A 24,335-nucleotide genomic window follows, 5' to 3' on the forward strand; every position below is an offset into this window, starting at 1 on the left:
AGATGCCGGTGCTTCTGGCGTGGACGGTTGTGCGGTCGCGGTATCCTTGACAGCAGGCCCGGCGCAGGCTCGCGCCGTTCGCATATAGCCGAGCGGCGCGGCCTGCAACGACAAATAACACCGCATCGGGGAACTGCAAGCCAATGAGACCTTCCACTTACGCGGGAATCGCCTTGCTCGCGGCGTGTGGCGCCGCCTTCGCGCAGCAGCCGCTCACCGTGCCGGGACGCAGCCAGAGTTCGTGGCAGCAATCGGTCGATAACGCCGCCTGCTACGGCTACGCCAATCAGACGACGAAAGTGAACATGGCGCGCGAGCCGCAGACCGCGCCGCGCGATGCACCGCGCGAAACGCGCGTGCTCACGCCGCCGCGTCCGGTCGAGCCGCCGTTGCCGGCGCTCGCTTCAGGTGCGCGTGGGGCTTCGGCCGCCGTGCCGGCGTCGGCGGCCATCGCGGCGTCGGGCGCACCGGCGGCGACGGTCGCAGGGGCTTCCGCGCCGCGCGATGCATCGTCGGCGATGCCGACACTGCCGGCATCGATTGCGGCCGGCGCGTCCGGCGCCTCCGACGCCATCTACGGCGGCGACATGAAGATGCCGCCGCTTCCGCCGCCCGAACCGCCGATGACGCGCTACTGGCGCGCCTATAGCGACTGCATGTCGAACCGCGGCTACTTCGTGCGGTGAATCACCGGCGCGTGCCGGTCGCGGGAGACGACGCATGAACCCTCAGCCGGTCCACGAAGGCGGTTGCGCATGCGGCGCGGTGCGGGTGCGCGTGACGGGCGAGCCCAAGGAAGTGAACCTGTGCCACTGCATGACGTGCCGGCGCATTCACGGCGCGCCGTTCGGCGTCTACGCGATCTTTCCGCGCGCCGCGTTCGCGGTATCGGGCGACACCGTCGCATGGCAAAGCTCCGCGACGGGCAGGCGGCATCATTGCCCGGCGTGCGGTTCGCCCGTTTATCTGGCGTTCGATGGCGTCGACGAGATCGAAGTGCCGACCGGCATCTTCGATGAAACCGGGCTGTATCCGCCGCAGTACGAAATCTGGTGCAAGAGCGCCGAGCCGTGGCACGACGCACAAGGGCGGCCGCGCTATGCACGCGGCGCGCCCTGACTAGACCCTCAGCACTCGACGATCGCCTTCACGACGCCTGCCTTCGGATCGAGCAGCGACGCGAACTGTTCCGGCACGCCGGAAAGCGTCAGACGATGCGTGTTGAGCGCATCGGTCGGCACTTCGCCCTTTCGCATGGCGGCGAGCACCGTCTCGAAGTCTTCGGGCGTCGCGTTGCGGCTCGCGAGCAGCGTGGCTTCGCGCTTGTGAAACTCGGGATCGGCGAACGAGATGCGATCGGGCACGATCGATACCAGCACATACTTCCCGCCATGCGCGATGAACTCGAAGCCGCGTTCCATCGCGCGTGAATTGCCGGTCGCGTCGAAGACGACATCGAAGAATTCGCCGTTCGTCAGCTTCGACAGTTCCTCTTTGTCATGCTCGCCGATCTGCACGGTCGCGTCGGCCTTCAGTTCGCGCTGGCAGAACGCGAGGCGGTCTTCGCGCGTGTCGAGCGCAGTGACGTTCGCGCCGCGCAGCCGCGAGAAGGTGATGGCCGCCATGCCGATCGGACCGGCGCCGACGACCAGCACGCGCTGTCCCGGCTGCACGTCCGCGCGGCGCACGGCGTGCGCGCCGATCGCGAGGAATTCGACCATCGCGGCCTGATCCAGCGTGACGCCTTCGGCCTTGTGCACGAACTGCGCGGGCAAGTTGAGATATTCGGTGAACGCGCCGTCGCGATGCACGCCGAGCACCTGGATGTTCACGCAGCAATTGGTCTTGCCCTGACGGCATGCAATGCACTTGCCGCACGAAAGATAGGGCATCACGTAGACGGTGTCGCCCGCCTTCAGGCCGCTCGCCGGGTCTGCTTCCTCGATCACGCCGGAGAGTTCGTGGCCCATCACGCGCGGATACGACAGATACGGCTGATTGCCGGTGAAGATGTGCAGGTCCGTGCCGCACACGCCGACGCGCTTCACGCGCAGCAGCACTTCGTTTTCGCCGCGCTGCGGTTTCTCGCGCTGTTCGGCTTTCAGGGTTCCGGGCGTTTCGCAAATGACGGTCAGCATGCTCTTGTCTCTTGATGTCTTTGGAGTGGGGCGAACCACAATCTAACGATGCGCGTCCATTTGGTCAAGCCAATTTCGTTAATATGAAAGTGGTAAGGCCAGCGGCGCGGCCGGTTTCGCCTTATATTCCGATGACGAGCGCGCCGACGCGCGAAAGGAATGGCACGTGCAGCAGCTTCATGAATTCGTCGAACGGTATCCGCGGCTTTTCGTGCTGTCGGGTGCGGGCATCAGCACGGAATCGGGCATTCCCTGTTATCGCGACCGCGAGGGCCAGCGCACCGGCCGCGCGCCGATCCTGCTGAAGGATTTTCTCGGCTCCGACTATGCGCGGCGGCGCTACTGGGCGCGCAGCCTGATCGGCTGGCCGGTCGTCGACAAGGCCCAGCCGAACGCCGCGCATCACGCCTTGCGGGCGCTGGCGGCGCGCTCGCGGGTGCATCGGCTGGTCACGCAGAACGTCGATGGATTGCACACGCGCGCGGGCAATCCCGATGTGATCGAACTGCACGGCAATATCGGGCGCGTGCGCTGCATCGAATGCGGCGAGCGGCATACGCGCGCGGCGGTGCAGCGCATGCTGGAGGCGGCGAATCCGGATTTTGTCGGCCACACGGCGCCGGCGGTGCCGGACGGCGACGCGCAGATAGAAGACCTCGACTTCGCCGCCTTCGATGTGCCCGGCTGCACGCGCTGCGGCGGCGTGCTCAAGCCCGACGTGGTGTTCTTCGGCGAGAGCGTGCCGCGCGCGCTCGTCGACGACGCGGCGCATTCGCTCGCAGCCGCCGACGCGATGCTCGTCGTCGGCTCGTCGCTGATGGTGTATTCGGGCTATCGCTTCTGCGAATGGGCTGCGAAGAGCGGCAAGCCGATCGCCGCGATCAACATCGGCAAGACGCGGGCCGACGCGCTCCTCGCGCTGAAGATCGAAGCGCCGTGCTCCGAGGCGCTCGAACGCCTGATCGAGCGCCTCGACGCGCGCTGACGCCTACTTCGATTCGCGCGCCAGCGTTTCGATGCCTTCGAGCAAACGCGCCGCGTCGGCCATCGTCGAGAACAGCGCGGGCGTCACGCGCACGACTTCGCCCGCGTCGGGGCCGGGACGCGTCACGGTGAACACACCGAAGCGGTCGCGCAACGCGGCGACGACCGCATCGCAAGCTGCCTTGGTCGCGTGCCCGTTGAGCCGAAACGCGGTGATGCCCGCGGTCATCGAGGCATCCGCGGGCGTCATGATCTGCACGCCGGGCAGCGCGCGCGCCGGCTCCGCCCAGGCGTTGCGCAAGGCCCGCAGACGCGCTTCCTTCGCCTTTGCGCCGATGCGCAGATGCACGTCGAGCGCGGCCGGCAACGTGAACCACGCGGCGAAGTTCGGCGAGCCGGTGTGCACGCGCGCGCGGATGTCGTCGGCGGGCCAGGAGCGGTCGCCGAAATACGGGTCGATCGACGCGACATGGCCGCGACGGATATAGATCGCGCCGCAGCCGAGCGGCGCGCCGATCCACTTGTGCAGATTCAGCGCGGCGAACGGTGCGTTCAGATCGGACACGTCGAAATCGAGCTGGCCCCAGGAGTGCGCCGCATCGACAATCACGTCCGCGCCTGCGTCCCGCGCCATCGCCGAGATTTCGGACACCGGCAGCACGAGGCCCGTCGCGAAGCACACGTGTGAAAGCAGCACGAGCCGCGCGCGCGGATGCTCGCGCAAAGCCTTCGCGTAGGTATCGAGAACCGCTTCGCGCGTCGCGGGCTCGGGTATCACGATGCGCACGGGCGTCACGCCGCGCCGCTCGCGGAGCCATTCCATCGCGTCCTTGCCGCACGGGTAATCGAGATCGCTGTAAAGCACGGTGTCGCCCGGCGCGAGACGGTTGTAGCCGCTGATGAGCGCGAGCAGCGCTTCGGTCGCGTTGCGCGTCAGCTCGATTTCCTCGACCGCGCAGCCCATCGCCGACGCGAGGCGTTCGCGCAAGCCCTGATACAGCGGCATCAGATGCGGCCGGATGAACAGCGTCGTCTCGTGGTTCACGCGCTCGGTCCAGTGATGAAACATCGCCTTGACCGGCTCGGTCATCGCGCCCCAGAAGCCGTTTTCCAGATTGATCAGCGCGTCGGAGTGGCGCCACAGGCGGCGCACGGCGTGCCAGTAGGTGTCGTCGGCGGCGAGGTTCGCCGTGGGCGTGGACGGCAGCGCGGCGAGCGCTGCTTCGAATTCGGGCGTGCGGAAGTCGAGGGAATCGGGCATCGGAACTCTTGGGTTGGGAAGAAAAGCGAGCACGAGCGTTCAGTATCGCCCATCGCGCATGCAAGTAGGCGATTACCGGACTGCGTCGGTCGTTCCGACCGCCGGGCATGGACAAAATGCGGACCGGGTGCATCTTTTACCCTTCAGACCGTAGACGCTGCCGCCGTAATCAGCAGGAAGAGCGTTGCGCCCGAAGCACGGGCAAACGTTCGCTCGCGCGGAGTGGGACGCCGCGCGCAGCGAGCGATGACGCCGTTTATCCGCGAGAACGGACACTGAGAGAGAACCCACAACATGAACCTCAAGAACATCACGATCAAAAACAAGTTGATCGCAGGTTTCGGCATCCTGGCTGTACTGGTCATGCTGGTTGCAGGCATGTCGCTGCGCGCGCTGTCCGACGCAACGGCGGGTTTCGCCGATTACGTCAACGGCATCAACGCGCGGGCCGATGTCGCCGCGCAGATCCGCACGGCCGTGGATCGGCGCGCGATCGCCGCGCGCAATCTCGTGCTCGTCACGAAGCCCGCCGATGTCGAACTGGAAAAGGCCGAAGTCACGCGGGCGCACGAGGACGTGCAGACGCGGCTCAAGCGCTTGCAGGACATGATCGCCACCGCGACCGATACGAGCGAAAAGGCGAAGAGCCTGGTCGCGGAAATGGCGCGCGTCGAGGCGCTGTACGGGCCGGTGGCGACGGATATCGTCGCCACCGCGCTCGCGGGACGGCATGAAGAGGCGGTCGTCAAGCTCGACGATCAGTGCCGGCCGCTGCTCACGCAACTCGTGAAGGCCACCGACGATTACGCGACCTACACCGCCACGCGCCGCGAAGAGATCGTGCGCGCGGACGAGGCCGGCTATCGCGTGCAGCGCAACCTGCTGATCGCGCTGTGCGCGGTGGCCACGCTCTTCGCGATCGGCGCGGGCATCACGATCACGCGTTCGATCACGACGCCGATCGGCGAGGCGGTCGGCATCGCGCAGACGGTGGCGCGCGGCGATCTGACGAGCCGCATCGTCGCCGACACGAAGGACGAAACCGGCGACCTGCTGCGCGCGCTCGCCACGATGAACGCGCGTCTCACCGAAACCGTCGCCCGCGTGCGCGAAAGCAGCGGCGCGGTGGGCGGGGCGGCGAAGGAGCTCGCATCCGGCAACACCGACCTGAGCCAGCGCACCGAAGAGCAGGCCGCCTCGCTGCAGCAGACGGCGGCGAGCATGGAAGAACTCACGTCCACGGTGCGTCAGAACGCGGAGAATGCGCAGCAGGCGAGCACGCTGGCGTCGAACGCGTCGGATATCGCGCGAAAGGGCAGCGATGTCGTCGGCCGCGTGGTCGAAACGATGAACGGCATCAGCCACAGTTCGGACAAGATCGCGGACATCACCGGGATCATCGAAGGCATTGCGTTCCAGACCAATATCCTCGCGCTCAACGCGGCGGTGGAAGCCGCGCGCGCGGGCGAGCAGGGACGCGGTTTCGCGGTCGTGGCGAGCGAAGTGCGCAGCCTCGCGCAGCGTTCCTCGACGGCGGCGAAGGAGATCAAGGAACTCATCGCGGCGTCGGTCGATAAAGTGCGCGACGGCTCCGTGCTCGTGGACGAAGCGGGCACGACGATGGCCGAAGTCACGCAGGCCGTCGCACGCGTGACGGACATCATGCAGGAGATCGCGGCGGCGTCGGCGGAGCAGGGACGCGGCATCGAGCAGGTGAATCAGGCGATCACGCAGATGGACGAAGTCACGCAGCAGAACGCCGCGCTCGTCGAAGAGGCGGCGGCCGCGGCCACGTCGCTCGAAGATCAGGGGCGCAGGCTCAACGAAGCGGTGGCGTTTTTCACGGTGGAAGGCGCACCGGCGGCGTTCAAGCCGAACGCGCCTCGTACGGCGCGCGCGCCAGTTGCGAAGCCCGCGCCGCGCGCCGTCGCGAAAGTTGCCGCAGCGAGGCCGGCGGCGACGGCAGCGGCATCCGCCGACGACGGCTGGAGCACGTTCTGACGCCTCAGGCGTTGACGTCGACGATCACGCGCCCCTTGATTTCGCCGCGCAAGAGCCGCGCGGCGGCTTCGGGCGCGTCGGCGAGCGGGATCGTCGTCGCGACGCTTTCGATGGTCGCGACTGGCACTTCGTCGGCGATCGCATTCCATGCGGCGATGCGCCGTGCGCGCGGCACGTAGACGCTGTCCACGCCCAGCAACGCGACGCCGCGCAGAATGAACGGCGCGACCGTCGCCGGCAGATCCATGCCTTGCGCGAGGCCGCACGCGGCGACCGCGCCGCCGTAGCGCAGGCTCGCGCAGACGTTGGCGAGCGTATGGCTGCCGACGCAATCGACGGCTGCGGCCCATCGTTCCTTTTGCAGCGGCTTGCCCGGTTCCGACAGCGCCGCGCGCTCGACGATATCCGCCGCGCCCAGCTCGCGCAGCCGCGCCGCTTCCTCGGGACGTCCGGTGGACGCGATCACGCGATAGCCGCGCCTCGCCAGAATCGCGACCGCGAAGCTGCCGACGCCGCCGTTCGCGCCGGTCACGAGCACGTCGCCGTCTTGCGCCGCGACCCCGTGCTTCTCCAGCGCCTGCACGCACAGCATCGCGGTATAGCCCGCGGTGCCGACCGCCATCGCCTGGCGCGTCGTGATGTTCGCGGCCAGCGCGATCAGATGATCGCCCGGCACGCGCGCCTTCTGCGCGAGCCCGCCCCAATGCGTTTCGCCCGCGCCCCAGCCGTTGAGCACGACCTTGTCGCCGGGCTTGTAGTCCGGATGCGAACTCGTTTCGACGACGCCCGCGAAGTCGATGCCGGGCACCATCGGCCATTGACGCACGACCGGGCCCTTGCCCGTGATCGCGAGTCCGTCCTTGTAATTGAGCGTGGAGAATTCGACGCGCACGAGCACGTCGCCGTTCCCGGACGATGCAAGGCTGGCTTCGTCGATCGACCGAATGGACGCGACGGTGCGCTCGTCCTGTTTGTCGAGCATGAGGGCGTTGAACATCGGGGGCTCCGGTTGACGGCAGACGGCGAGGCGGCGCGCGGCCGCCTCGCCGTGACACTACGACGTCATGACGCTATGACGCTGTGACGCTGTGACACCAGGCATCAATGATGCTCGTATTCCGCGCGCGGCTTGGGCGTGGTCTTCACCTTGTTGTACTGAAACTCGGGGAGCGCCTTGATCGCGTCCTTGGTCGCGCCCGCGAGCACGAACTGGCCGTTCTTCACGTCGAGTTGCTCGATGGGAATGGCCACGTCGTGACGCGCCACGCCGAGGAACTTGTTCGCCGCGATGATCGCGAACGAAACCGACTTGTCCGGCGCGACGATGATGTCGTTGATCACGCCGACGCGCTGCCCCTGTTCGTTCACGACCGGTTTATTGAGGACGGACTTCTTGACGCTCCAGCCGTCAATGATGGCCGTCGAGACTTCGACCGACACGCCGAGCGGCTGGCTTCCCGCAACCTGGGCGAACGATGCCGTGGAAGTCAGGCCGAGTGCCGACGATGCAACGAGCAGTGCCACGAGTTTCGATTTCATTGGTTCGATTCCTCAAAGGATTGGGCAAAGCGGTTCTATGGAATGCGCGTTTCGATTTTTCAGCGCGGTAGAAGTTTGACCGCTAATCGGGGTTTTTGCAGCAACGGTGTAAGGTCGCGCCGCGCGCGCACCGGAATAGTGCGAGCATGCGCGCGCGATGAAAGGTTTTCAGCCAGCGATGCGCTTGAGCGCGCCGGCCTTGTGCACGGCGCGCTTGCCGCTCTTGTCGCTTTCCACTTCGAAGTGCGGATCGTCGCGCGAGGCGTTGACGGTGTGGCCGTCGAGCGTCGTGCGTTCGGTGACGATGCGCACGATGCGGCCAGTCGTCTCGCCTTGCGGCGTGTTCCAGCGGACGTGATCGTGCAGCTTGAAGGACTGGCTCATGGCGTCGGGCTCCTCGCGAAACAGGGGTGTTTCGGGCAGCGCAACGGCCATGCCCGTCATGCGAGGCGGGCGAGCGTTGCGTCGTCGGCGTGGCCGTCGAAATAGCGGCGCAGGGCTTCGTCGAAGACGGCTGGGTCGTCGGCGACGTGGGCGAAGAGCGTCATCGACGAATGGAATTTCAGGTCGTCCGGATAGCCGAAAATCTCCTCGACGCCGCGTCCCTGCACGCCGTTGACGATGCGCGTCAGCTCGACGAGCCGCGCGCCGAGCACCGGATGCGCGAGATAGGCGCGGGCTTCGTCGCGCGACGAGATCGCGTAATGCTGCGCCATCGCGCTGTGCCCGAGGCCGGCGATCTGCGGAAAGACGAACCACATCCAGTGCGTGCGTTTGCGGCCGGCGGAAAGCTCGGCGCGGACATCATCGATGACGCTGGCCTGCGCATCGACGAAACGTTGAAGGTCGTGGGGATCGCTCATGATGGGCTCCTTACGGGATCGCATCGGCGATGCGCTGTTTCATCGCGGCATCCGGATAGACGCCGATGCCCGCGTGCGCGTTGTCGATCATGTATTCGGGCCGTCCCGTGCCGGGAATCACGCAGGTGACGGCGGGGTGGCCCAGCACGAATTTGAGCAGGAGCTGTGCCCACAACGTGCAGCCGAGCGTCTGTGCGAACGCGGGCAGCGGGCGGTTGCGCAGGCTGGCGAGCAGCGAGCCGCCGCCGAAGGGTTGGTTGACGATCACCGCGACGCCGCGTTCGGCTGCGAGCGGCAGGAGGCGCGCTTCGGCGTCGCGGTCGTTGGCGGCGTAGTTGATCTGCACGAAGTCGATGCGCTCCGAGCGCAGCACCGCTTCGACCTGGGCAAACGCGCTCGACGTGTAGTGCGTGATGCCGATGTAGCGGATTTTCCCGGCGGCTTTCCAGTCGCGCAGGGTGGCGAGGTGCGTGCGCCAGTCGAGCAGGTTGTGGATCTGCATCAGGTCGATGCGATCGGTTTGCCACAAGCGCATCGATTGCTCCATCTGCGCGATGCCGGCTGCGCGTCCGTCGGTCCAGACCTTGGTGGCGATGAACGCCTTGTTCCGGGTGTTCGATTCGGCGAGCAGCGCGCCCGCGACGGCTTCGGACGAGCCGTACATCGGCGATGAATCGATCACCGAGCCGCCGGCCGCGAAGAGCGCGCGCAGGACACCGGCGAGTTCGCGGCGGCGGGCTAAGTCGTCGCCGGCGTCGAAGGTGCGCCAGGTGCCGCAGCCGACGATGGGCAGCTTTTCGCCCGTCGAGGGGATGGGGCGGGTATGCATGGGCTGTGTTTCAGCGGCGCGGGGCGCGTGGGCGAGGTGCGTCGCGAGGGCGGTTGCGGTGGCCGTGCGGAGGAAGTGGCGGCGGGTGGGCATGGGCGGGGAAGACCTCAGTCCGGAGTGCGACGCGGTTTCTCGTACTCGTGTATTCCGATGTTCGATGGACGACAGAAGCGAGTGTACTCGGATAGTGCTATTTGATTTTGCCTTCGCCTTCTGCATAGCGAACCTGAAATTGCCATTTCTCATGCGATGGTATCGGGGACTATTAGCGCAGAATCCCTGTGCGTATTCTGCTGAAAATAACAATGCAAAAGATGATCCATAATTGGTTTTGCAATGTTCCGGGCTGGCATAGTTGATCGTTGTCTCTCAGAAATTCTGACAATGCCGCACAGCTTAAATTGACGAGAGATTTAATGACGTAGCCTCGATCAAATATTTCGTTGCTCTTCCTGCGTTTTTTCATTTCCTCAATGCCGAATGCGAAGTTGGCGCGAAGTGCGCGCGGGGAAAGGCTGGTCGTTCAATGCAGAGCAGCCTTCGGTAGGGGATAAAGCCCGGATTTGCTTCAACGAAGCTCACAACCGTAAAAGCCCAGATGAAAAGACGGGTTCGACCGAGCACAGGATAATGCTGACCGTCGATTCGGGCAACGGTGAACAAGCAGGTTCGGAGTTTCCTCAAAAATACTGCCGAACGGCTTGAAATTAATTTCGTTGTTTTATCGAAATTAAATGACTAAAAGCAGTATTGAATAGACTATGTTTGCCGCGTGGAATTGATCGCTTCTCTTCGATGTCTCTAGCGGTCGCTCGCATCTGAGTGACCGTTTTAATTATATTAATTAGAGAAGGGCATGGAGTCTCCCGGGAAGACTCCGTCAGGCAAGAAGAAATGAGACTGAAAGGCTCCGTTGAACGGAGGAATTGGTTCGTCGGGGCTATTACGCGGTCTATCTCCACGAAATGGAGCAGCGCAAACATGATAGCTGAGCGACGGCCCAAAAAACGGACCGGCATCGACAACATTGTCAAAAAGTTTCGACCTACGAAACTGCAAGAGAAGACGGTTTGCATCCCTGATAGAGTGCAGACCCTCGACCCTCATCAAAATCTCAAAAGGAAATCAAACTCATGAGTCGATCGTCAGTTCAGCCGTCATTCGCTTTCATTGTGGCGTCATGGAGTGCTTTCTCTTGCGTCAGATAGCCCTTCTGGTCGTAATCGCGCTTCCACAGGCCGCCCTCGGCGTCGCGAATCTTTAGCAGATTGTCCTGCTCGTCGTACGCAAAGTGCACCGTGCTGCCATCGGCGCGCGTGTGCGAAACCATGTTGCTGCGATCGTCATACGTGTACTCGTCGCTGCTGCCATCGGTGTGCAGATGACGCACCACGTTCTTGGCCGCGTCGCGGAAGAACCATTCCGACAGGCCATCGGCGTGCCGCACCCGGTAGGTGTAGCCCAGAATGTCGTAGTAGTACCAGGTCTCGTTGCCGTGGGCGTCCGTCACGTAGGTCAGGCGGATATCCGGATCCCATTCCAGCTTCGTGTCGTAGCTGCCGTCGTCGGCCCATTCGCGCACCGCCTTCGCGGTCGGCTCCGTGCCGTGCCAGCGCAGGTTCATGCCGCGTCCGGTGCGGTCGGTGTAGCGGGTGAGCAGATGGTGAGCGTACGCGTAGCCGCGTTGCGCGCCGTGCTCGTCGGTGGCCGACACCAGATCGCCCGCCTCGTCGTATTCATATGCCGCCAGTTGCCGCACCGGCTTGCCTTCGTCGATCAGCCATATCTGCGTGATATGACCCGTCTTGTCGGCAATCGTATGCACGTGCGCGTGGATATCGTCGCCGTGATGGCTCATCAGGTCGGAGGGCGTGAGCGCATTCGCTTCGCCCGCGTGCTCGTAGGCCAGCGCCACAGCTGCGCCGTTGCGCAGCGTGATGTTCACCAGCCGATAGTGCTTGCCATGGCGCTCGTAGGTTTCCTTCGTCTCGACGCCGCGGCACACCGCCACGCTGTTCTCCGCCACGCGCACCAGCGTCACGTTCTCGATGGCGTCGTAGTGAAACGCGCCGACCTTCGGCTGCGGCCACTCGTGCGTGCGACCGTCCGCGCCGTGATAGCGCAGCAGTTCGGGCCGTGCGCCGCGATCGATGATGTCCAGCCGCGTGGTGAAGGGCGAGCTCCAGCGCGCGCCCCAGGGGACTGGCATCGTAGGCGTCATGATCCGAGCGATACATGCGCGCCCAGTCCAGCGCGAACACGCCCGCCAGCGAGAAGTCCTCGTGCGTGAGCTGCTCGGCGCCGCGCGCGAAGCTGATGCTGCGGCCGGTATTGGCGGGCGCGGGGCAGTTCTTGCAGCCGGGGTCGCTCTCCGAGTCCGCTTCAACATGCTTGGACTCGAGCTTGCCCTTGCCATTCTGCTTCTTCGCCTGACTGACTTCCTGTTCCTTGATGTTGAGGTTCTTGCCGCGAGCGTGCTTCTTGCGCCACGCCGCGATAAGGCTCACCAGAATCGTCAGCAGCTTCGCAATCGCGCCGGTGCGCGGGTTCGCCAGCGCCGCCAGCGCCTGGCGGCACATCGACGCCATCTTCTTGATTTCTGCCTCGACGACGGCGGCCATCTCCGCGCGCTGATGCGCCGTGGTCGCGGCATTGACCAGCGTATTCGATGCCGTCCCCATCGCAACCTGTTGCGCATGCCACAACGCGCTCCAGCCCATGGCGATGCTCTTCGACGGATCGTGCACGAAGGTGGCCGCAGCCTCGTGCGCCTCGCTCGCCGCCTGCCGTGCGTTACCCGACGCGTCGAGCTTGCCCAGCGCGGCCTGCTTCAGGCCATTGGCCAACTGATGCAGCATCGTCTCCAGCAACTCGCCCGCCGCCTTGAGCATCTCGTCGAGCCTGTTCTCGGCCTCGCGTACGAACGTCTCCAGATCGCCGATGATCGTCGCGTTCAGGTGATCGGCCAGCAGGCCCACCAACGTGTCGCTCAAGGTTGCCTTCGCGTAGTCCTTCACCAGCAGCTTGCCCTGCGCGACCAGTTCCTGACGCACCACGCCGAGCATCGGGCGCAGGCTCATGCGCATCGCCGCCAGATTCGCCGGCATCGGGATCACCCCGATCAGGTCCACGCCGATGTCCACATAGTCCAGGGCATCGGCCGATTTCTTCTCGTACAGATCCTTCACGTCCAGCGCCACCGACACCAGCGCGATGATGTTGCCCACCACGGGCAAGCCACGCACTATCGCTACGATGAGTTTGGGAACCTGACGCAGCGGACGCAACAGGGCGAGCAGACGGAGTATCGGTGGGATTTGTTCGACCGGCTCGTGAGTTCGAGCAGCCCGACCATGCGGGTGGCGTACCACTACGACGCACTGGGCCGGCGCATCCTGAAGGAATCCACGGCGCAGGGGCTACGCGCACCGGATGCGGATGGACGAGGCGCAGGCGCGACGCTGTATGGATGGGATGGCGATACGCTGGCGTGGGAGAGTGGCGACGCATACGCTGGCGGTCAGGCGCGCACGACGCATTATGTGTACGAGCCGGGCGGTTTCGTGCCGCTAGCGCAGGCGAGCCAGAGCGGGTATATCGGGCTGCACGCGCAGCCGGTGTATGAAGGGCGTTACGACATCGACCGGGATCCGTTGTGGGTATCGGTGGCGGAGCCGGTGGCGTTTGCGCAGATCGGCTACTATCAGTGCGATCATCTGGGCACGCCGCAGGAAATCACGGACGCTCAAGGTGAGGTGGCGTGGAGCGCGCATTACAAGGCGTGGGGCGAGGCGAAGGAGGCGATCAGTACGGCGGCACGCAGGGCGGGGATCAGCAATCCGCTGCGCTTCCAGGGGCAATACCACGATCATGAGACGGGGCTGCATTACAATCGCAACCGGTACTATGATCCGGCAACGGGGCGCTACCTAAGTAAAGACCCCATCGGCTTGGCGGGTGGATTCAATTATTACCAGTACGCTAATGCTAATCCGGTCGGTGGGATCGATCCGCTCGGACTGACTAGTGGCCTGTAACGATTGAAACGGGAGTAATTCGACGTGTTGGGTCAAAGTACTTCCACTTTACGGGTTTGGGTTGCTCGTTGTATTTGCGGATGTAGCGCATGAGCTTTCGCTTGAGATCGGGTACCGAGGTGAACACGCCGCGCGAGATCACGTCACGCTCGATCTTGGCGAACCATAACTCCACCTGGTTGAGCCAGGACGAATAGGTCGGGGTGAAGTGCATATGAACTTGCGGGTGCTCGCTGAGAAACGCATCGACCTGCCGGGTCTTGTGCGCCGAGAGGTTGTCGGCAATGACATGAATTTCTTTGCCGCGGGGTTGGTTGGCCACGAGGTCGCTCAGGAACGCTACGAACTCGGCCGAGGTATGCCGCGTTGCCGTCTTGCCGAGGACTTCGCCAGTCTTTGTATTGAAGGCGGCGTACAGCGAAAGCGTGCCGTGTCTGAGGTACTCGAAGCCGTGACGCTCGGCGCGTCCCGGCGACAGGGGTAGCACAGGGTCTTTGCGATCGAGCGCCTGAATGGCAGTCTTCTCGTCGACGCTGAATACGGCCGCATGCTGCGGCGGGTTGAGATACAGCCCGATGACATCGGCCGCCTTGGTCTCGAAGTCCGGGTCATTGGAGGCAAGGTAGCCCTCCAGCCGATGCGGCTTGATGCCGTGTTGGCCCAGATGCGGGCCACAGTCATGTGCGAGATGTCGCCGCCGAGTTCGGCCGCGAGCTTGCGCGTGGACCAGTGCGTGGAGCCGTCCGCGGGCGTGTGCCTGGTCGTACGCGCAAGCACTCGTGCTTCCACGCGATCGGTCACCTTGTAGCGTTCGCGCCCGGTGTGACGAGCGAACAAGCCCGCCAACCGCTCCGCAGCGAAGCGCTTGCTCCAGCGATCGATGTAGCTGTCGCTGCAATCGAGCTTGGCTCTGATCTCCGACCAGGTCAGCCCGTCAGCGAGCAGCAAGATCAGGCGAGCGCGACGTGCCGAATCCGCTCGCACGGTCCTCGCACTGGCTCGCCGCTGCAGTTCCATGATTTCGCTTTCGGTCAAGTTCATCGCGTCCTCCCAAGACGCAATGATACTTCCCATTTAAACGTTACAGTCCACTAGTAGCCCTCTCTTGTATAGAGGCGTAAGCGCAAAGCATCCAGCACTGGAGAAAGCCAAGCAGGGAATCGTGTGTCCCGCGAATTCACATGGTAATTTGACGCCGGAGGAACACGCTGCTGGGGGGCAGACCGGTAAAAGTCAGTATGTTTCGTGGACCCCGAACAAAGACATCGCGCTTGACAATGCGAATAAGGACGGCCCTGGTGGTGTGCTTTTATCGGTTCCAAAGGGTCCTCCACAACCAGGAGATTCATGGAGTTGGGGATGGACCCATTGGACGGAATGGGGCGAACCAGAGATGCTTCAGGAAGGTACGAGAACGGGTGTAAAGGTATCGCACTTATGAAAAACGATGTTGCTTACCTCACAAAACTGCTCGATCAAACGGCGGAAAAGCCGTGGACGGAAAAGCTGCGCACGATGTTTGCGTCTGACAGCTTTATGGAGAAGGCGGACAATCCGCAAAGTTGTATTGTTTCGTTTGCGCTGAATCAAGCGAATCGACGCCTGAAATACACGCAGACTATCGGCAAGGAAACATTCGGCATTGACGAGTTGATTGCTGTGCTCTCCACACTTGATCAACGCAAGGAACTAGAGTTCTTCTCAATCGAAAATTCTAAGTACCTCGGGACCTGCTACATTGCTGATGAGCGCATGTTGGGTTGCGAGTGTGTATTGAAGACCGGAACGGTCTCCAAACCCGGGTTATGGATTGACGGTAAGCAGATCAATTAGCAAACACAAAAGGGCCGCTGCGCAGCCCTTTGTTCATTCGGCGGTAATGGTCGTCGGCCCGTGTTCAACGTTGATCTTGACGCGCTGCCCTGCGTGAAATCCGGCGTTCTCAATCAAGATGGCGAGTCACGAAACGCCGGGTGGCAAGCGCCTGCAGATGCGTGAGTACCGCTACGATGGCGCGGGCCAGTTGCAGGCGATCCGCGATGTGCGGCGCGGCGATCTGGATTACCGTTATGACCCGGCGGGGCGGTTGCTGTCGGCGCTCAGCGCGCAGGGCGAGGAGCGTTTTGCGTTCGATCCGGCGGGCAATCTGCTGGACGATCCGCACACGCGGCGCATCGAGGCCGACTCCGAACGAGGGACGGCGGAGTACGCGAGCCGCATTCAGGGGCGGCCGGTGCTGCTGGATAACTTGCTGAAGGGTTACGCAGGCACGCACTATCGCTACGATGAGTTTGGGAACCTGACGCAGCGGACGCAACAGGGCGAGCAGACGGAGTATCGGTGGGATTTGTTCGACCGGCTCGTGAGTTCGAGCAGCCCGACCATGCGGGTGGCGTACCACTACGACGCACTGGGCCGGCGCATCCTGAAGGAATCCACGGCGCAGGGGCTACGTGCACCGGATGCGGATGGACGAGGCGCAGGCGCGACGCTGTATGGATGGGATGGCGATACGCTGGCGTGGGAGAGTGGCGACGCATACGCGGGTGGTCAGGCGCGCACGACGCATTACGTGTACGAGCCGGGCGGTTTCGTGCCGCTGGCGCAGGCGAGCCAGAGCGGCTATATCGGGCTGCACGCGCAGCCGGTGTATGAAGGGCGTTACGACATCGACCGGGATCCGTTGTGGATATCGGTGACGGAGCCGGTGGCGTTTGCGCAGATCGGCTACTATCAGTGCGATCATCTGGGCACGCCGCAGGAAATCACGGACGCTCAAGGTGAGGTGGCGTGGAGCGCGCATTACAAGGCGTGGGGCGAGGCGAAGGAGGCGATCAGTACGGCGGCACGCAGGGCGGGGATCAGCAATCCGCTGCGCTTCCAGGGGCAATACCATGATCATGAGACGGGGCTGCATTACAACCGGCATCGGTATTATGATCCGAAGACGGGACGGTTTATCTCGAAGGACCCGATTGGATTGCAAGGTGGACTCAACGTCTACCAATACGCGCCCAATCCGATTGGCTGGATTGATCCCCGTGGCCTGACTTCTGGCGGAAAAGCCACGATAAATTGGTACGATAATCGCGGCCCAGATAACGCGTATGGTCACTATTCAGTTTCCGTGGAGCACGGTGGTAGTGTGCTTAAAACGCATCAATTGGGAGCTCCAGGCACAGATACCATGATTAGCAATGACCTGACAATGTTGGATCCGAAAACAGATCCTCTAGCAAAATCGGGAACAGTCGATCTACCTGACGCTAAGTCCGCACAAAATTTTCAGAAAGAAAATTTGAATAAAATCGGACCCGCTTATGACACAAAGCATCGTAGCTGCGTAACTCATGTCGGTGATGTTCTTAGAGCGGGTGGCGTGAATGTGCCAAAAGAACCCGGTGCTCAGTTCAAATTTCTTAAGCGACTAGGTTTATAAGGAGTTGAAAGTGAAGCCGGGAATCTGCAAAAAGCACGGGGTTCAACGATTTACGATTACCTCCCCTCTCTTAGCGAAGGCTGACTTTAATGACAATTTAGGCGGAATATCGATCACGAAACTCCGAATATATTCAAGCGAGCGTTGGAGCGAGTATTGGGTAGACGATGAATATCTAGATCATTTTTTGCCAAAACATTCGCATGGAGAAGTCGTTTTGCACGATAGAGATGTTGTGCAAAAAAAACTGAATGATCGACTTCTCATAACAAAAATTACTTCTGAAATGAAATATGTTTGTCCAATATGTTTGTCTGAAATCGTAAAGACAAAGTTGAACAATTTCGGCTCGTCACGTCCAGATAGTTAAACGAAGGGCCGCTGACGCGGCCCTTCGTTCATTCGGCGGTAATGATCAGCCAGGGCGCGGCAGTGCGCAAAGACGTGCGCGAGCGTGGAGCGCCGGTGTGCATCGGCCCTGTTCCGCCGCCTCTGCCGTCAACCTGCGGCCGCCGTCGGCTCCGGCCGGATGATGATCGGCGCGGCTATACTCACGTGCATGAATCCGTTCATACTACGATGGCCTGCACCTCGCGCAGGCAACTTACTTCGCTGGCCAATGTGCTGCATCGGGCTGTTGTATGTGTTCGCAGACATGGCTTGTTGCCGTTCGCGACGCAGAATGCGACTCTGGAGGAAAATTCCTCCTGGACGCCGGCCGATCGTCTGGAGGGCTTGCCGGATAAGGGATTGCGCCCGACGCGTGGGGAGTTTGCGTCCAGGCGAACAGAGTCGGGTCTGCATTACAATCGGCGTCGATACCGTTGCAACTGCCTTCCAAAATGTACTGACAACACAGTTCCGGGCTCGAAAGACGAGACCCATATCGACTTGCAGGGCGCTTCGCACTTCGATAAGGCGACGGGTGTCGATATTCCAACGCCGCATGTGCAAACGAGAAAGATTAACGTTGCACCAAACGGCATGATAACTACATTCAAAAAGATGGAAGTTGCAAGAGTAGCAACCAAGCAGGATGTTCGAGTGGCCCGTGAACTTGCAAGACGCCAAGGGTTGTGCCGATGATGAACTTAATCGATGTGTTGCAAAGCTGGTATGCAAGCCAATGTGACGATGCCTGGGAACATTCATTCGGTGTCGAAATCGCCAACATTGATAATCCAGGCTGGAAGGTAAAGATAACTGGAGCAACCGCTAGAAAATTGACGAACGTGAGTCTTGAGCGCAGTGAAACCGATTGGATTACGGTTCAAACAACGGAAACGGAGTTCAATGGATACGGCGGCCCCCGAAATTTGCAAGAACTGCTTACGCTAGCTGTTGATTGGATTCAATGGACACGAAGGGTCGCTGACGCGGCCCTTCGTGTTTCTACTCGGCAGTTCTAATCAGCCGTCCCTGCTCATCATTGATCGTCACACGCTGCCCTGCTTCAAACCCTGTCTGCTCAATCCACCGCCCGGCGCGTTTGAGCCACGGAAAACTCGGTGGCTCGGGACGTTGCCAGTACGGTTTCGTTGAGCGGCTCTCGCGCTGCGACTGGATCTAACCTACCGCGTGTTGAAAAACCTCAGATCTGCTGATCACGATCGACACCGGCGGGTGCATCTCGCCGGCGCGCTGAACCGCTCGGTGTGGGTGCTTATCGCAGGCGTGCGACTGCCGTTGGGACGACTGCTAGCGCTTCACGCCGTAGTAACCGTGGATGCATCTCTATCGACAAACAAACCGAAACTGGCGACTGGACCCGGCCACTCGCCGACCTAACAGCCCTCAATGCTTCCTCAACACCACCTCACGCCGAAACCCCCTGAACCGCTCCCGCCGATGCTCCTCGTCGAAATGCGCCTTCGCCGGCTTCACGAGATCGCTGCGCGACACGATGCCGACGAGCTTCAGCGACTGCTTGTCCGTGACCACCGGCAGGCGCTCCAGCTCATGCACCGCGAGGCGCGTCGCGGCGAGACGGCATGGTTCGCCCGGCAGCGCGAACGCTGGCGCGTCGTGGCTCGAGCGCTGCAAGGCATCGCCGACCGTCAGGCCCGCCTCATCCGCCGATGACGCCCCGATCAACGCGCCCAGCGACGCCCGGTCGAGCATGCCGGCCAGCACGCCGTCGCGCACCACGGGATACGCGCGATGCACCTGTTGCGGCCCGAAGTGCTTCGCGAGCACATCCGCGAGCGGCGTCGCGGCGTCGATCGTCAGCACGTCGCGGGTCATGACTTCATCGACGTGATGGCGCTCCAGCGGGTCCACGCCATATTCGCGATAGATGTGATAGCCACGCCGCGCGATTTTCTCGGTCATGATCGAGCGCTTCATCACGACGGTCGCGAAGCCGTGCGCGACGAGCGTCGCGGCGAGCAGCGGCAAGAGCGCATTGGCGTCGTGCGTGAGGCCGAACGCGAACACGATCGCGGTGAGCGGCGCACCGAGCGTCGCGCCGAGCGTCGCCGCCATGCAGACGAGCGGCCACAGCGCGGCGTCGTGTCCCGGCAGGACCGCGCCGAGCACGGTGCCGAGGCCCGCGCCGAGCATCAACAGCGGCGCGAGCACGCCGCCCGACGTGCCGGACGCCAGCGCGACGACCCAGATGATCGCTTTCACCGCGAGGATCGACAGCGCGACGGAAATCGCGATGTGCTGATGCAGCAGGTCGCCGATCACGTCATAGCCGACGCCGAGCGCGCGTGGCTCTAGATATCCGCCGATGCCGACGAACACCGCGCCGAGCGCCGGCCACCACATCCAGTGGATCGGCAGCTTGTGGAACAGGTCTTCGAGCTTGTAGAGCGCCGCCGACAGCCCCGACGCCAGCGCGCCCGACAGCAGGCCCGCGACGAGGCACGACAGCAGCGAAATCATGTGCGGCGGCTCGGTCTGAAGCGGAAAGAGCGCTTCGGTGCCGAACACCGCCGCGCGCGCGAAGCCCGCGACCGCGCACGCGAGCGCGACCGGCAAGAAGCTGCGCGGCCGCCATTCGAACAGCAGCAGCTCGACCGCGAGCAGCACCGCTGCGACCGGCGTGCCGAACACCGCCGTCATGCCCGCCGCCGCGCCCGCGACGAGCAGCGTCTTGCGCTCCGCCGCCGTCACGTCGATGCATTGCGCGATCAGTGAGCCCAGCGCGCCGCCCGTCATGATGATCGGGCCTTCCGCGCCGAACGGCCCGCCGCTGCCGATCACGATGCCCGACGAAAGCGGCTTCAGGATCGCCACTTTCGGCGACATGCGGCTCTTGCCGAACAAAATCGCTTCGATGGCTTCGGGAATGCCGTGACCGCGAATCTTGTCCGACCCGAAGCGCGCCATCATGCCGACGATCAGGCCGCCGATCACCGGAATCGCAATGACCCAGGCCCCGAGCGTATTGAGGGCGGGCGAGCGGTCCGCGATCGAGAACGTGCCGAAAAAGAACAGGTTCGTGAACAGATGGATGAGCGCGAGGAGCACGACGGCCGCGAGCGTCGCGATCGCGCCGATGACGGCGGCGAGCCCGCAGATTTTCAGGAGCCGGTCGTTGACCGAAAAGTCCCGTTTGTGATGGTCCATGCCGTGTGCTCCCGGAGATTCAAACGTCGATTGATTCACAGATCGATTTGCGGCACGCGGAACGCGCCTTCGAGCGACTTCAGTTCCGCGCGATGCAGCGCGGCGAGGCGTTCGAGCACTTCTTCGCCGCGCGCCTCGAGATACACGTGCACCTGGCGCCGGTCCTCGACGCTCTGCGCGCGGCGCACGAGCCCGGCCGCCTCGCAGCGCGTCACCAGCGCCACGACGCCGTGGTGATGCGACTGCATGCGCTCCGCCAGCTCGCCGACGGTCGCCCAGTCGCGGCCCGGATAGCCCTTGATATGCAAAAGCAGCAGGTATTGCAGGCGCGTGATGCCTTCGTCCTGCGCGGCGCGTTCGGAAAAGCGCTCGAAACGCCGCATCTGATAGCGGAATTCGGACAACTGCTCGAAGTCCGGCTTGTTGAGATGACGTGGTTCGTTCATGGATTCCGGTTTCCTGCGACGCGGCTCACGCGCTCTTGCGCTCGCCCGCGAACGATTGTCGATAAAGGCCCGAAATCAGGTCGGTCTCGGTGATCATCCCGACAAGCTGATCGTGCGGGCCGATCACGGGGATATGGTGGTGCCCGAAGTGCGCGAACATCGGCACGAGTTCAGCGATCGGCGTCTCGGTCTGAACGGTGCAGACATCCGTCGTCATCAGCGCGGCGACGAGCGGCGGCGTCGTCGAGGGGCCGCGCAGCAGCTTTTCGATCGCGTGCTTCACGCCTTCCGCGATGCCGCCGCGGCGCACGGGCGCGAGGTCCGCGCGCGTGACGATGCCCTGCACGCGGCGCGTCGCATCGATCACCGGGAGCGCCTTCACGCGATGCCGGTCGATGAGCGCGAGCGCCGCCTGCGCGCTCGTATCCGGGCTCACCGAGACGATCGCGCGCGACATGATGTCGGCGCAGGTGAACTCGGTGAAGCGGCGCGCATACGCCTGCAACTGGGTTTCGCGCAGCAGCGTTTCGAGATCGTCCGGATCGACGTCGAGCATTTCGCTGCGCCGCGCGAGCACGGCCTCGAGATCGGCGCGCGTGAAGGACGCCGCGTCCGGCGGCGCGCTCGCGGGCTTCGGCACGGCATGACCGTGCGGATAGCGGTGCCCGGTCAGCGCATGAAACACGATCGCCGAGCCGAGCAACGCCACCGACTGAATCGCGACGGGCGCCAGCACGAAGCCGTAGCCGAGCGCGTGGACCGATGGCCCGCCGAGCACCGCGGTCAGCGCGACCGCGCCCGAGGGCGGGTGCACGCAGCGCAGCGCGAACATCGCGCAGATGGCGAGACACGCGGCGAGCGCGGCGGCGTCGACGGGATCGTGGATGAACATCGCGCAGGTGACGCCGACCGTCGCCGAGACGATATTGCCGCCGATGATCGACCACGGCTGCGCAAGCGGGCTCGCCGGGACCGCGAACAGCAGCACGGCGGAAGCGCCCATCGGCGCGATCAGAAACGGAATCGCGGACGCGTCGCCGGTGAGCAGATGCGCGATGCCGCCCGTCAGCGCAATGCCGATCAGCGCGCCGAGGCCCGCGCGCAGGCGCTCGGACCAGCGCAGCGTGACGGGGGCGGGAAGAAAGCCATGCAGCCAGCGAAGCAAAGCGGATCGCGACACGTTTTCAGTGTTCCCGGAAAAGTCAGTGGACGTACACAACACTGCCTGCCCGGGTCGATGACGCGAAAGCGAGCGTGCGTAAAACACGAAATTCTATCGCAACATGATACAAATTGTCGCGTGCGTTGTTTCGCGGCGTGTACGATGAGCTATCCCTCGCGCCTCTGCCCATCACGCCCGACATGGTTCGCTGCCTCGTTCTTCTCGCCGGACTTTGCGCGTGGACCGGCGTCATGGCCGCGCCGGACGACGATCCCTCGACCATCGTCAGCGACGACCACGCGTTCGTCGTCGCGGCGGATGGCTCGCTTACCGAAGACGACACCACCGTGCTGCGCGCGAACACGTCCGCGGGCGTCGACGAGATCGCGCAGCGCTACGTCTGGTACGACAGGAGCGTGTCGAACGTGGAGATCGTCGAGGCGTATTCCGTCGATGCGAACGGCGCGCGCCACGACGTCACGCCCGACCAGATCCGCGACATTCAGGAGCCGCGCTCGGCGGGCGCGCCGACGTTTCAGGACGCAAAACTGCGCGCGGTGATCTTTCCGGCGGTCGGCATCGGATCGACGGTGCATCTTCGCTTTCGCAAAAGCCAGGCGGCGGCGGTGATTCCGGGGCAGTTCAACTATTTCGTCGATCCGGGTCAGCGGCCCGTGCTGCAACAGCGGCTCGTTTTCGATCTGCCCGCCGGCAAGCCGCTGTACGCCGACGCGCGCGGCTATGTCGCCGAGCCGCCCATCACGGAAAACGGCCGCACGCGCTATGCGTTCGCTTACCGGCGCGAGCGGATTGCGCGCATCGAAGGCGGCTCGGTGGGCTACGCGCAGTACGGCGATCGCCTGATGGTGTCGACGTTTCCCGATTACGCGGCCTTCGCGGCGAGTTATCGCGACGCCGCCATCGATGCGGGCGCGGGCGATCCCGCCATCCGCGCGCTCGCGCAATCGCTCACGAAAAACGACGCGGACGATCGCGCGAAAGCGAAAACGCTGTATGACTGGGTGCGCCGCAATATCCGCTATGTCGCGATGTTCATCGGCCAGAGTCCGGCCGCGCCGCATCGCGTGATGGACGTGCTGGCGAACCGCTACGGCGATTGCAAGGATCACGTCGCGCTCTACGGCGCGTTGCTCGATGCAGTGGGCATTCGCAACGAGCCGGCGCTGATCGGTCTGGGCGCGGTGTATACGCTGCCGTCGGTGCCGGGGTACGGGTCGGGCGCGATCAATCATGTGATCACGTGGCTGCCGGACCTGAATACGTATGCCGACAGCACGGCGTCGAGCGTCGAGTTCGGCTTTTTGCCGCTCGCGGACATGGACCGGCCCGCGCTGCTCGTGAATGCCGGCGCGCTGTCGCGCACGCCCGCGACGCAGCCGCTCGCGCGCACGGTGCGCCTGCAGATCGAAGTCGCGCCGGAGGGCGAGGCGAACTTTGCGTACTGGGTCGAGGATTCGGGATGGAGCGCGGAAATCGAGCGCATCACCTTGCGCCTCGCCAACACGCAGCGGCGTGATCAGATCGCGGCGGACCGGCTGCGCTTCACGAATCTGCGCGGCGCGGGCGCACTGACGACGAGCGACGTCGATGCAACCAGCGGCCCGTTCGCGACGACGCTGCGCGGCACGCTCGACGACATCGTCTGGCCGACAGGCACGACGGCGCTGCCCGCGCTCACGAGCCTCTCGGGCGGCATCGCCACGACCACGCGCAACTGGCTCGCCGAGCGCACGCGCACGCAGCCGTATCTGTGCATCGGCGGCAGCTTCGACGAGGTGTCGCAGATCACGCTGCCCAAAGCGATGCGCGTGACCGAAGTGCCCGACGACGTGGACCTGACGAACGATGTCTTCCGCTACCGCGCGCGCTATGTCTTCGATCCGTCGACGAACGTGATCCAGATTTCGCGCACGCTGCGGGCGCATTTCGGCCGGCAGGTCTGCACGCCGGACGATTTTCAGGCGGCGCTGCCCGCGCTCAGGAAGATCGAGCGCGACACGCAGGCGCAGATCATCGTCAAGGCGGCGGGACGATGACGC

20 protein-coding genes and 3 pseudogenes are annotated in these 24,335 nt (G+C 63.6%); 9 read left to right on the forward strand and 14 right to left on the reverse strand.

Annotated features, from left to right (window positions below; translation table 11 throughout):
• Positions 1 to 143 precede the first annotated feature (143 nt).
• Together LY284_RS18200 and LY284_RS18205 are read left to right on the forward strand one after the other, a co-directional pair.
• Positions 144 to 686 (forward strand): hypothetical protein, encoded by a 543-nt coding sequence (locus tag LY284_RS18200; RefSeq protein ID WP_233387524.1) that lies wholly within the window; start codon positions 144 to 146, stop codon positions 684 to 686.
• A gap of 34 nt (positions 687 to 720) precedes the next feature.
• Positions 721 to 1,119: a GFA family protein gene (locus LY284_RS18205; RefSeq protein WP_053569192.1), complete on the forward strand. Its 399-nt coding sequence runs from the start codon at positions 721 to 723 to the stop codon at positions 1,117 to 1,119.
• A gap of 8 nt (positions 1,120 to 1,127) precedes the next feature.
• Here the strand turns inward: LY284_RS18205 and LY284_RS18210 are convergent, their stop codons facing one another.
• Positions 1,128 to 2,138, reverse strand: a complete 1,011-nt coding sequence (locus tag LY284_RS18210; RefSeq protein WP_053569193.1) for a zinc-binding alcohol dehydrogenase family protein — start codon at positions 2,136 to 2,138, stop codon at positions 1,128 to 1,130.
• A gap of 127 nt (positions 2,139 to 2,265) precedes the next feature.
• Here LY284_RS18210 and LY284_RS18215 point away from each other — a divergent pair.
• Positions 2,266 to 3,123 (forward strand): annotated as a pseudogene (locus LY284_RS18215) (NAD-dependent protein deacetylase); the annotation flags it as partial.
• A gap of 3 nt (positions 3,124 to 3,126) precedes the next feature.
• Here LY284_RS18215 and LY284_RS18220 read toward each other — a convergent pair.
• On the reverse strand, positions 3,127 to 4,383 hold the full coding sequence (locus tag LY284_RS18220) for an aminotransferase class V-fold PLP-dependent enzyme (protein WP_233387526.1): 1,257 nt from the start codon (positions 4,381 to 4,383) through the stop codon (positions 3,127 to 3,129).
• Positions 4,384 to 4,677: 294 nt separating this feature from the next.
• On the opposite strand from LY284_RS18220, the gene LY284_RS18225 reads away from it, so the two are divergent.
• Positions 4,678 to 6,384, forward strand: a complete 1,707-nt coding sequence (locus LY284_RS18225; RefSeq protein ID WP_233387527.1) for a methyl-accepting chemotaxis protein — start codon at positions 4,678 to 4,680, stop codon at positions 6,382 to 6,384.
• Between the two features lie 4 nt (positions 6,385 to 6,388).
• On the opposite strand, the gene LY284_RS18230 is transcribed toward LY284_RS18225, so the two are convergent.
• From LY284_RS18230 to LY284_RS39250, 7 genes and pseudogenes are all read right to left on the reverse strand, one after another.
• Positions 6,389 to 7,381 (reverse strand): MDR family oxidoreductase, encoded by a 993-nt coding sequence (locus LY284_RS18230; protein ID WP_233387528.1) that lies wholly within the window; start codon positions 7,379 to 7,381, stop codon positions 6,389 to 6,391.
• A 104-nt stretch (positions 7,382 to 7,485) separates the two neighbouring features.
• A complete protein-coding gene (locus LY284_RS18235) occupies positions 7,486 to 7,923 on the reverse strand; it encodes a PRC-barrel domain-containing protein (RefSeq protein WP_014250767.1) in 438 nt (145 codons plus the stop codon).
• Positions 7,924 to 8,091: 168 nt separating this feature from the next.
• Positions 8,092 to 8,307: a DUF2945 domain-containing protein gene (locus LY284_RS18240; RefSeq protein WP_077158416.1), complete on the reverse strand. Its 216-nt coding sequence runs from the start codon at positions 8,305 to 8,307 to the stop codon at positions 8,092 to 8,094.
• A gap of 56 nt (positions 8,308 to 8,363) precedes the next feature.
• Positions 8,364 to 8,786 carry a DUF1810 domain-containing protein gene (locus LY284_RS18245; RefSeq protein WP_233387529.1) on the reverse strand — a complete coding sequence of 141 codons (423 nt, stop codon included), beginning with the start codon at positions 8,784 to 8,786 and terminating at the stop codon, positions 8,364 to 8,366.
• 10 nt (positions 8,787 to 8,796) lie between these two features.
• Positions 8,797 to 9,708, reverse strand: coding sequence for an aldo/keto reductase (locus LY284_RS18250; RefSeq protein WP_233388375.1), 912 nt, complete (start codon positions 9,706 to 9,708; stop codon positions 8,797 to 8,799).
• 1,057 nt (positions 9,709 to 10,765) lie between these two features.
• On the reverse strand, positions 10,766 to 11,824 hold the full coding sequence (locus LY284_RS18255) for an RHS repeat domain-containing protein (protein ID WP_233387530.1): 1,059 nt from the start codon (positions 11,822 to 11,824) through the stop codon (positions 10,766 to 10,768).
• Between the two features lie 7 nt (positions 11,825 to 11,831).
• Positions 11,832 to 11,933 (reverse strand): annotated as a pseudogene (locus tag LY284_RS39250) (DUF6531 domain-containing protein); the annotation flags it as partial.
• Here LY284_RS39250 and LY284_RS18260 point away from each other — a divergent pair.
• On the forward strand, positions 11,898 to 13,652 hold the full coding sequence (locus LY284_RS18260) for an RHS repeat domain-containing protein (protein ID WP_233387531.1): 1,755 nt from the start codon (positions 11,898 to 11,900) through the stop codon (positions 13,650 to 13,652). The pseudogene LY284_RS39250 and the gene LY284_RS18260 overlap by 36 nt on opposite strands.
• On the opposite strand, the pseudogene LY284_RS18265 reads toward LY284_RS18260, so the two are convergent.
• Positions 13,639 to 14,693: pseudogene (locus LY284_RS18265) on the reverse strand (IS630 family transposase). The gene LY284_RS18260 and the pseudogene LY284_RS18265 overlap by 14 nt on opposite strands.
• A gap of 318 nt (positions 14,694 to 15,011) precedes the next feature.
• On the opposite strand from LY284_RS18265, the gene LY284_RS18270 reads away from it, so the two are divergent.
• The 3 genes from LY284_RS18270 to LY284_RS18280 all read left to right on the forward strand — a co-directional run bounded on the left by LY284_RS18270 (position 15,012) and on the right by LY284_RS18280 (position 18,500).
• A complete protein-coding gene (locus LY284_RS18270) occupies positions 15,012 to 15,485 on the forward strand; it encodes a hypothetical protein (protein WP_233387532.1) in 474 nt (157 codons plus the stop codon).
• Between the two features lie 118 nt (positions 15,486 to 15,603).
• Positions 15,604 to 17,091: an RHS repeat-associated core domain-containing protein gene (locus tag LY284_RS18275; RefSeq protein ID WP_233387533.1), complete on the forward strand. Its 1,488-nt coding sequence runs from the start codon at positions 15,604 to 15,606 to the stop codon at positions 17,089 to 17,091.
• A gap of 1,082 nt (positions 17,092 to 18,173) precedes the next feature.
• The gene (locus LY284_RS18280; RefSeq protein WP_233387534.1) at positions 18,174 to 18,500 is read left to right on the forward strand and encodes an immunity 53 family protein; all 327 of its coding nucleotides are present in this window, start codon (positions 18,174 to 18,176) and stop codon (positions 18,498 to 18,500) included.
• Here the strand turns inward: LY284_RS18280 and LY284_RS39050 are convergent.
• From LY284_RS39050 to LY284_RS18300, 4 genes are all read right to left on the reverse strand, one after another.
• A complete protein-coding gene (locus LY284_RS39050; RefSeq protein WP_309243207.1) occupies positions 18,484 to 18,657 on the reverse strand; it encodes a SymE family type I addiction module toxin in 174 nt (57 codons plus the stop codon). The two genes, LY284_RS18280 and LY284_RS39050, sit on opposite strands and share 17 nt — an antisense overlap.
• A gap of 228 nt (positions 18,658 to 18,885) precedes the next feature.
• Positions 18,886 to 20,667, reverse strand: coding sequence for a chloride channel protein (locus tag LY284_RS18290; RefSeq protein ID WP_233387535.1), 1,782 nt, complete (start codon positions 20,665 to 20,667; stop codon positions 18,886 to 18,888).
• 35 nt (positions 20,668 to 20,702) lie between these two features.
• Entirely contained in the window at positions 20,703 to 21,113 is a 411-nt protein-coding gene (locus tag LY284_RS18295) for a MarR family winged helix-turn-helix transcriptional regulator (RefSeq protein WP_014250774.1), read from the reverse strand.
• 25 nt (positions 21,114 to 21,138) lie between these two features.
• The gene (locus LY284_RS18300; RefSeq protein WP_233387536.1) at positions 21,139 to 22,293 is read right to left on the reverse strand and encodes an HPP family protein; all 1,155 of its coding nucleotides are present in this window, start codon (positions 22,291 to 22,293) and stop codon (positions 21,139 to 21,141) included.
• Positions 22,294 to 22,475: 182 nt separating this feature from the next.
• Here LY284_RS18300 and LY284_RS18305 point away from each other — a divergent pair, with 182 nt between their 5' ends.
• Positions 22,476 to 24,332 carry a DUF3857 domain-containing transglutaminase family protein gene (locus LY284_RS18305; RefSeq protein WP_375294290.1) on the forward strand — a complete coding sequence of 619 codons (1,857 nt, stop codon included), beginning with the start codon at positions 22,476 to 22,478 and terminating at the stop codon, positions 24,330 to 24,332.
• The last annotated feature ends 3 nt before the right edge of the window (positions 24,333 to 24,335 follow it).

The organism is Caballeronia sp. PC1 (genome assembly GCF_021353155.1).
In the GTDB taxonomy this organism is placed as follows: domain Bacteria; phylum Pseudomonadota; class Gammaproteobacteria; order Burkholderiales; family Burkholderiaceae; genus Caballeronia; species Caballeronia cordobensis.

What these genes read in the sequence shown, in the direction of transcription:
- LY284_RS18200 (WP_233387524.1), top strand. Translation starts at nt 144, where the DNA reads ATGAGACCTTCCACTTACGCGGGAATCGCCTTGCTCGCGGCGTGTGGC.
- LY284_RS18205 (WP_053569192.1), top strand. Translation starts at nt 721, where the DNA reads ATGAACCCTCAGCCGGTCCACGAAGGCGGTTGCGCATGCGGCGCGGTG.
- LY284_RS18210 (WP_053569193.1), bottom strand. Translation starts at nt 2,138, where the DNA reads ATGCTGACCGTCATTTGCGAAACGCCCGGAACCCTGAAAGCCGAACAG.
- LY284_RS18220 (WP_233387526.1), bottom strand. Translation starts at nt 4,383, where the DNA reads ATGCCCGATTCCCTCGACTTCCGCACGCCCGAATTCGAAGCAGCGCTC.
- LY284_RS18225 (WP_233387527.1), top strand. Translation starts at nt 4,678, where the DNA reads ATGAACCTCAAGAACATCACGATCAAAAACAAGTTGATCGCAGGTTTC.
- LY284_RS18230 (WP_233387528.1), bottom strand. Translation starts at nt 7,381, where the DNA reads ATGTTCAACGCCCTCATGCTCGACAAACAGGACGAGCGCACCGTCGCG.
- LY284_RS18235 (WP_014250767.1), bottom strand. Translation starts at nt 7,923, where the DNA reads ATGAAATCGAAACTCGTGGCACTGCTCGTTGCATCGTCGGCACTCGGC.
- LY284_RS18240 (WP_077158416.1), bottom strand. Translation starts at nt 8,307, where the DNA reads ATGAGCCAGTCCTTCAAGCTGCACGATCACGTCCGCTGGAACACGCCG.
- LY284_RS18245 (WP_233387529.1), bottom strand. Translation starts at nt 8,786, where the DNA reads ATGAGCGATCCCCACGACCTTCAACGTTTCGTCGATGCGCAGGCCAGC.
- LY284_RS18250 (WP_233388375.1), bottom strand. Translation starts at nt 9,708, where the DNA reads ATGCCCACCCGCCGCCACTTCCTCCGCACGGCCACCGCAACCGCCCTC.
- LY284_RS18255 (WP_233387530.1), bottom strand. Translation starts at nt 11,824, where the DNA reads ATGCCAGTCCCCTGGGGCGCGCGCTGGAGCTCGCCCTTCACCACGCGG.
- LY284_RS18270 (WP_233387532.1), top strand. Translation starts at nt 15,012, where the DNA reads ATGGACCCATTGGACGGAATGGGGCGAACCAGAGATGCTTCAGGAAGG.
- LY284_RS18275 (WP_233387533.1), top strand. Translation starts at nt 15,604, where the DNA reads ATGGCGAGTCACGAAACGCCGGGTGGCAAGCGCCTGCAGATGCGTGAG.
- LY284_RS18280 (WP_233387534.1), top strand. Translation starts at nt 18,174, where the DNA reads ATGATGAACTTAATCGATGTGTTGCAAAGCTGGTATGCAAGCCAATGT.
- LY284_RS18290 (WP_233387535.1), bottom strand. Translation starts at nt 20,667, where the DNA reads ATGGACCATCACAAACGGGACTTTTCGGTCAACGACCGGCTCCTGAAA.
- LY284_RS18295 (WP_014250774.1), bottom strand. Translation starts at nt 21,113, where the DNA reads ATGAACGAACCACGTCATCTCAACAAGCCGGACTTCGAGCAGTTGTCC.
- LY284_RS18305 (WP_375294290.1), top strand. Translation starts at nt 22,476, where the DNA reads ATGGTTCGCTGCCTCGTTCTTCTCGCCGGACTTTGCGCGTGGACCGGC.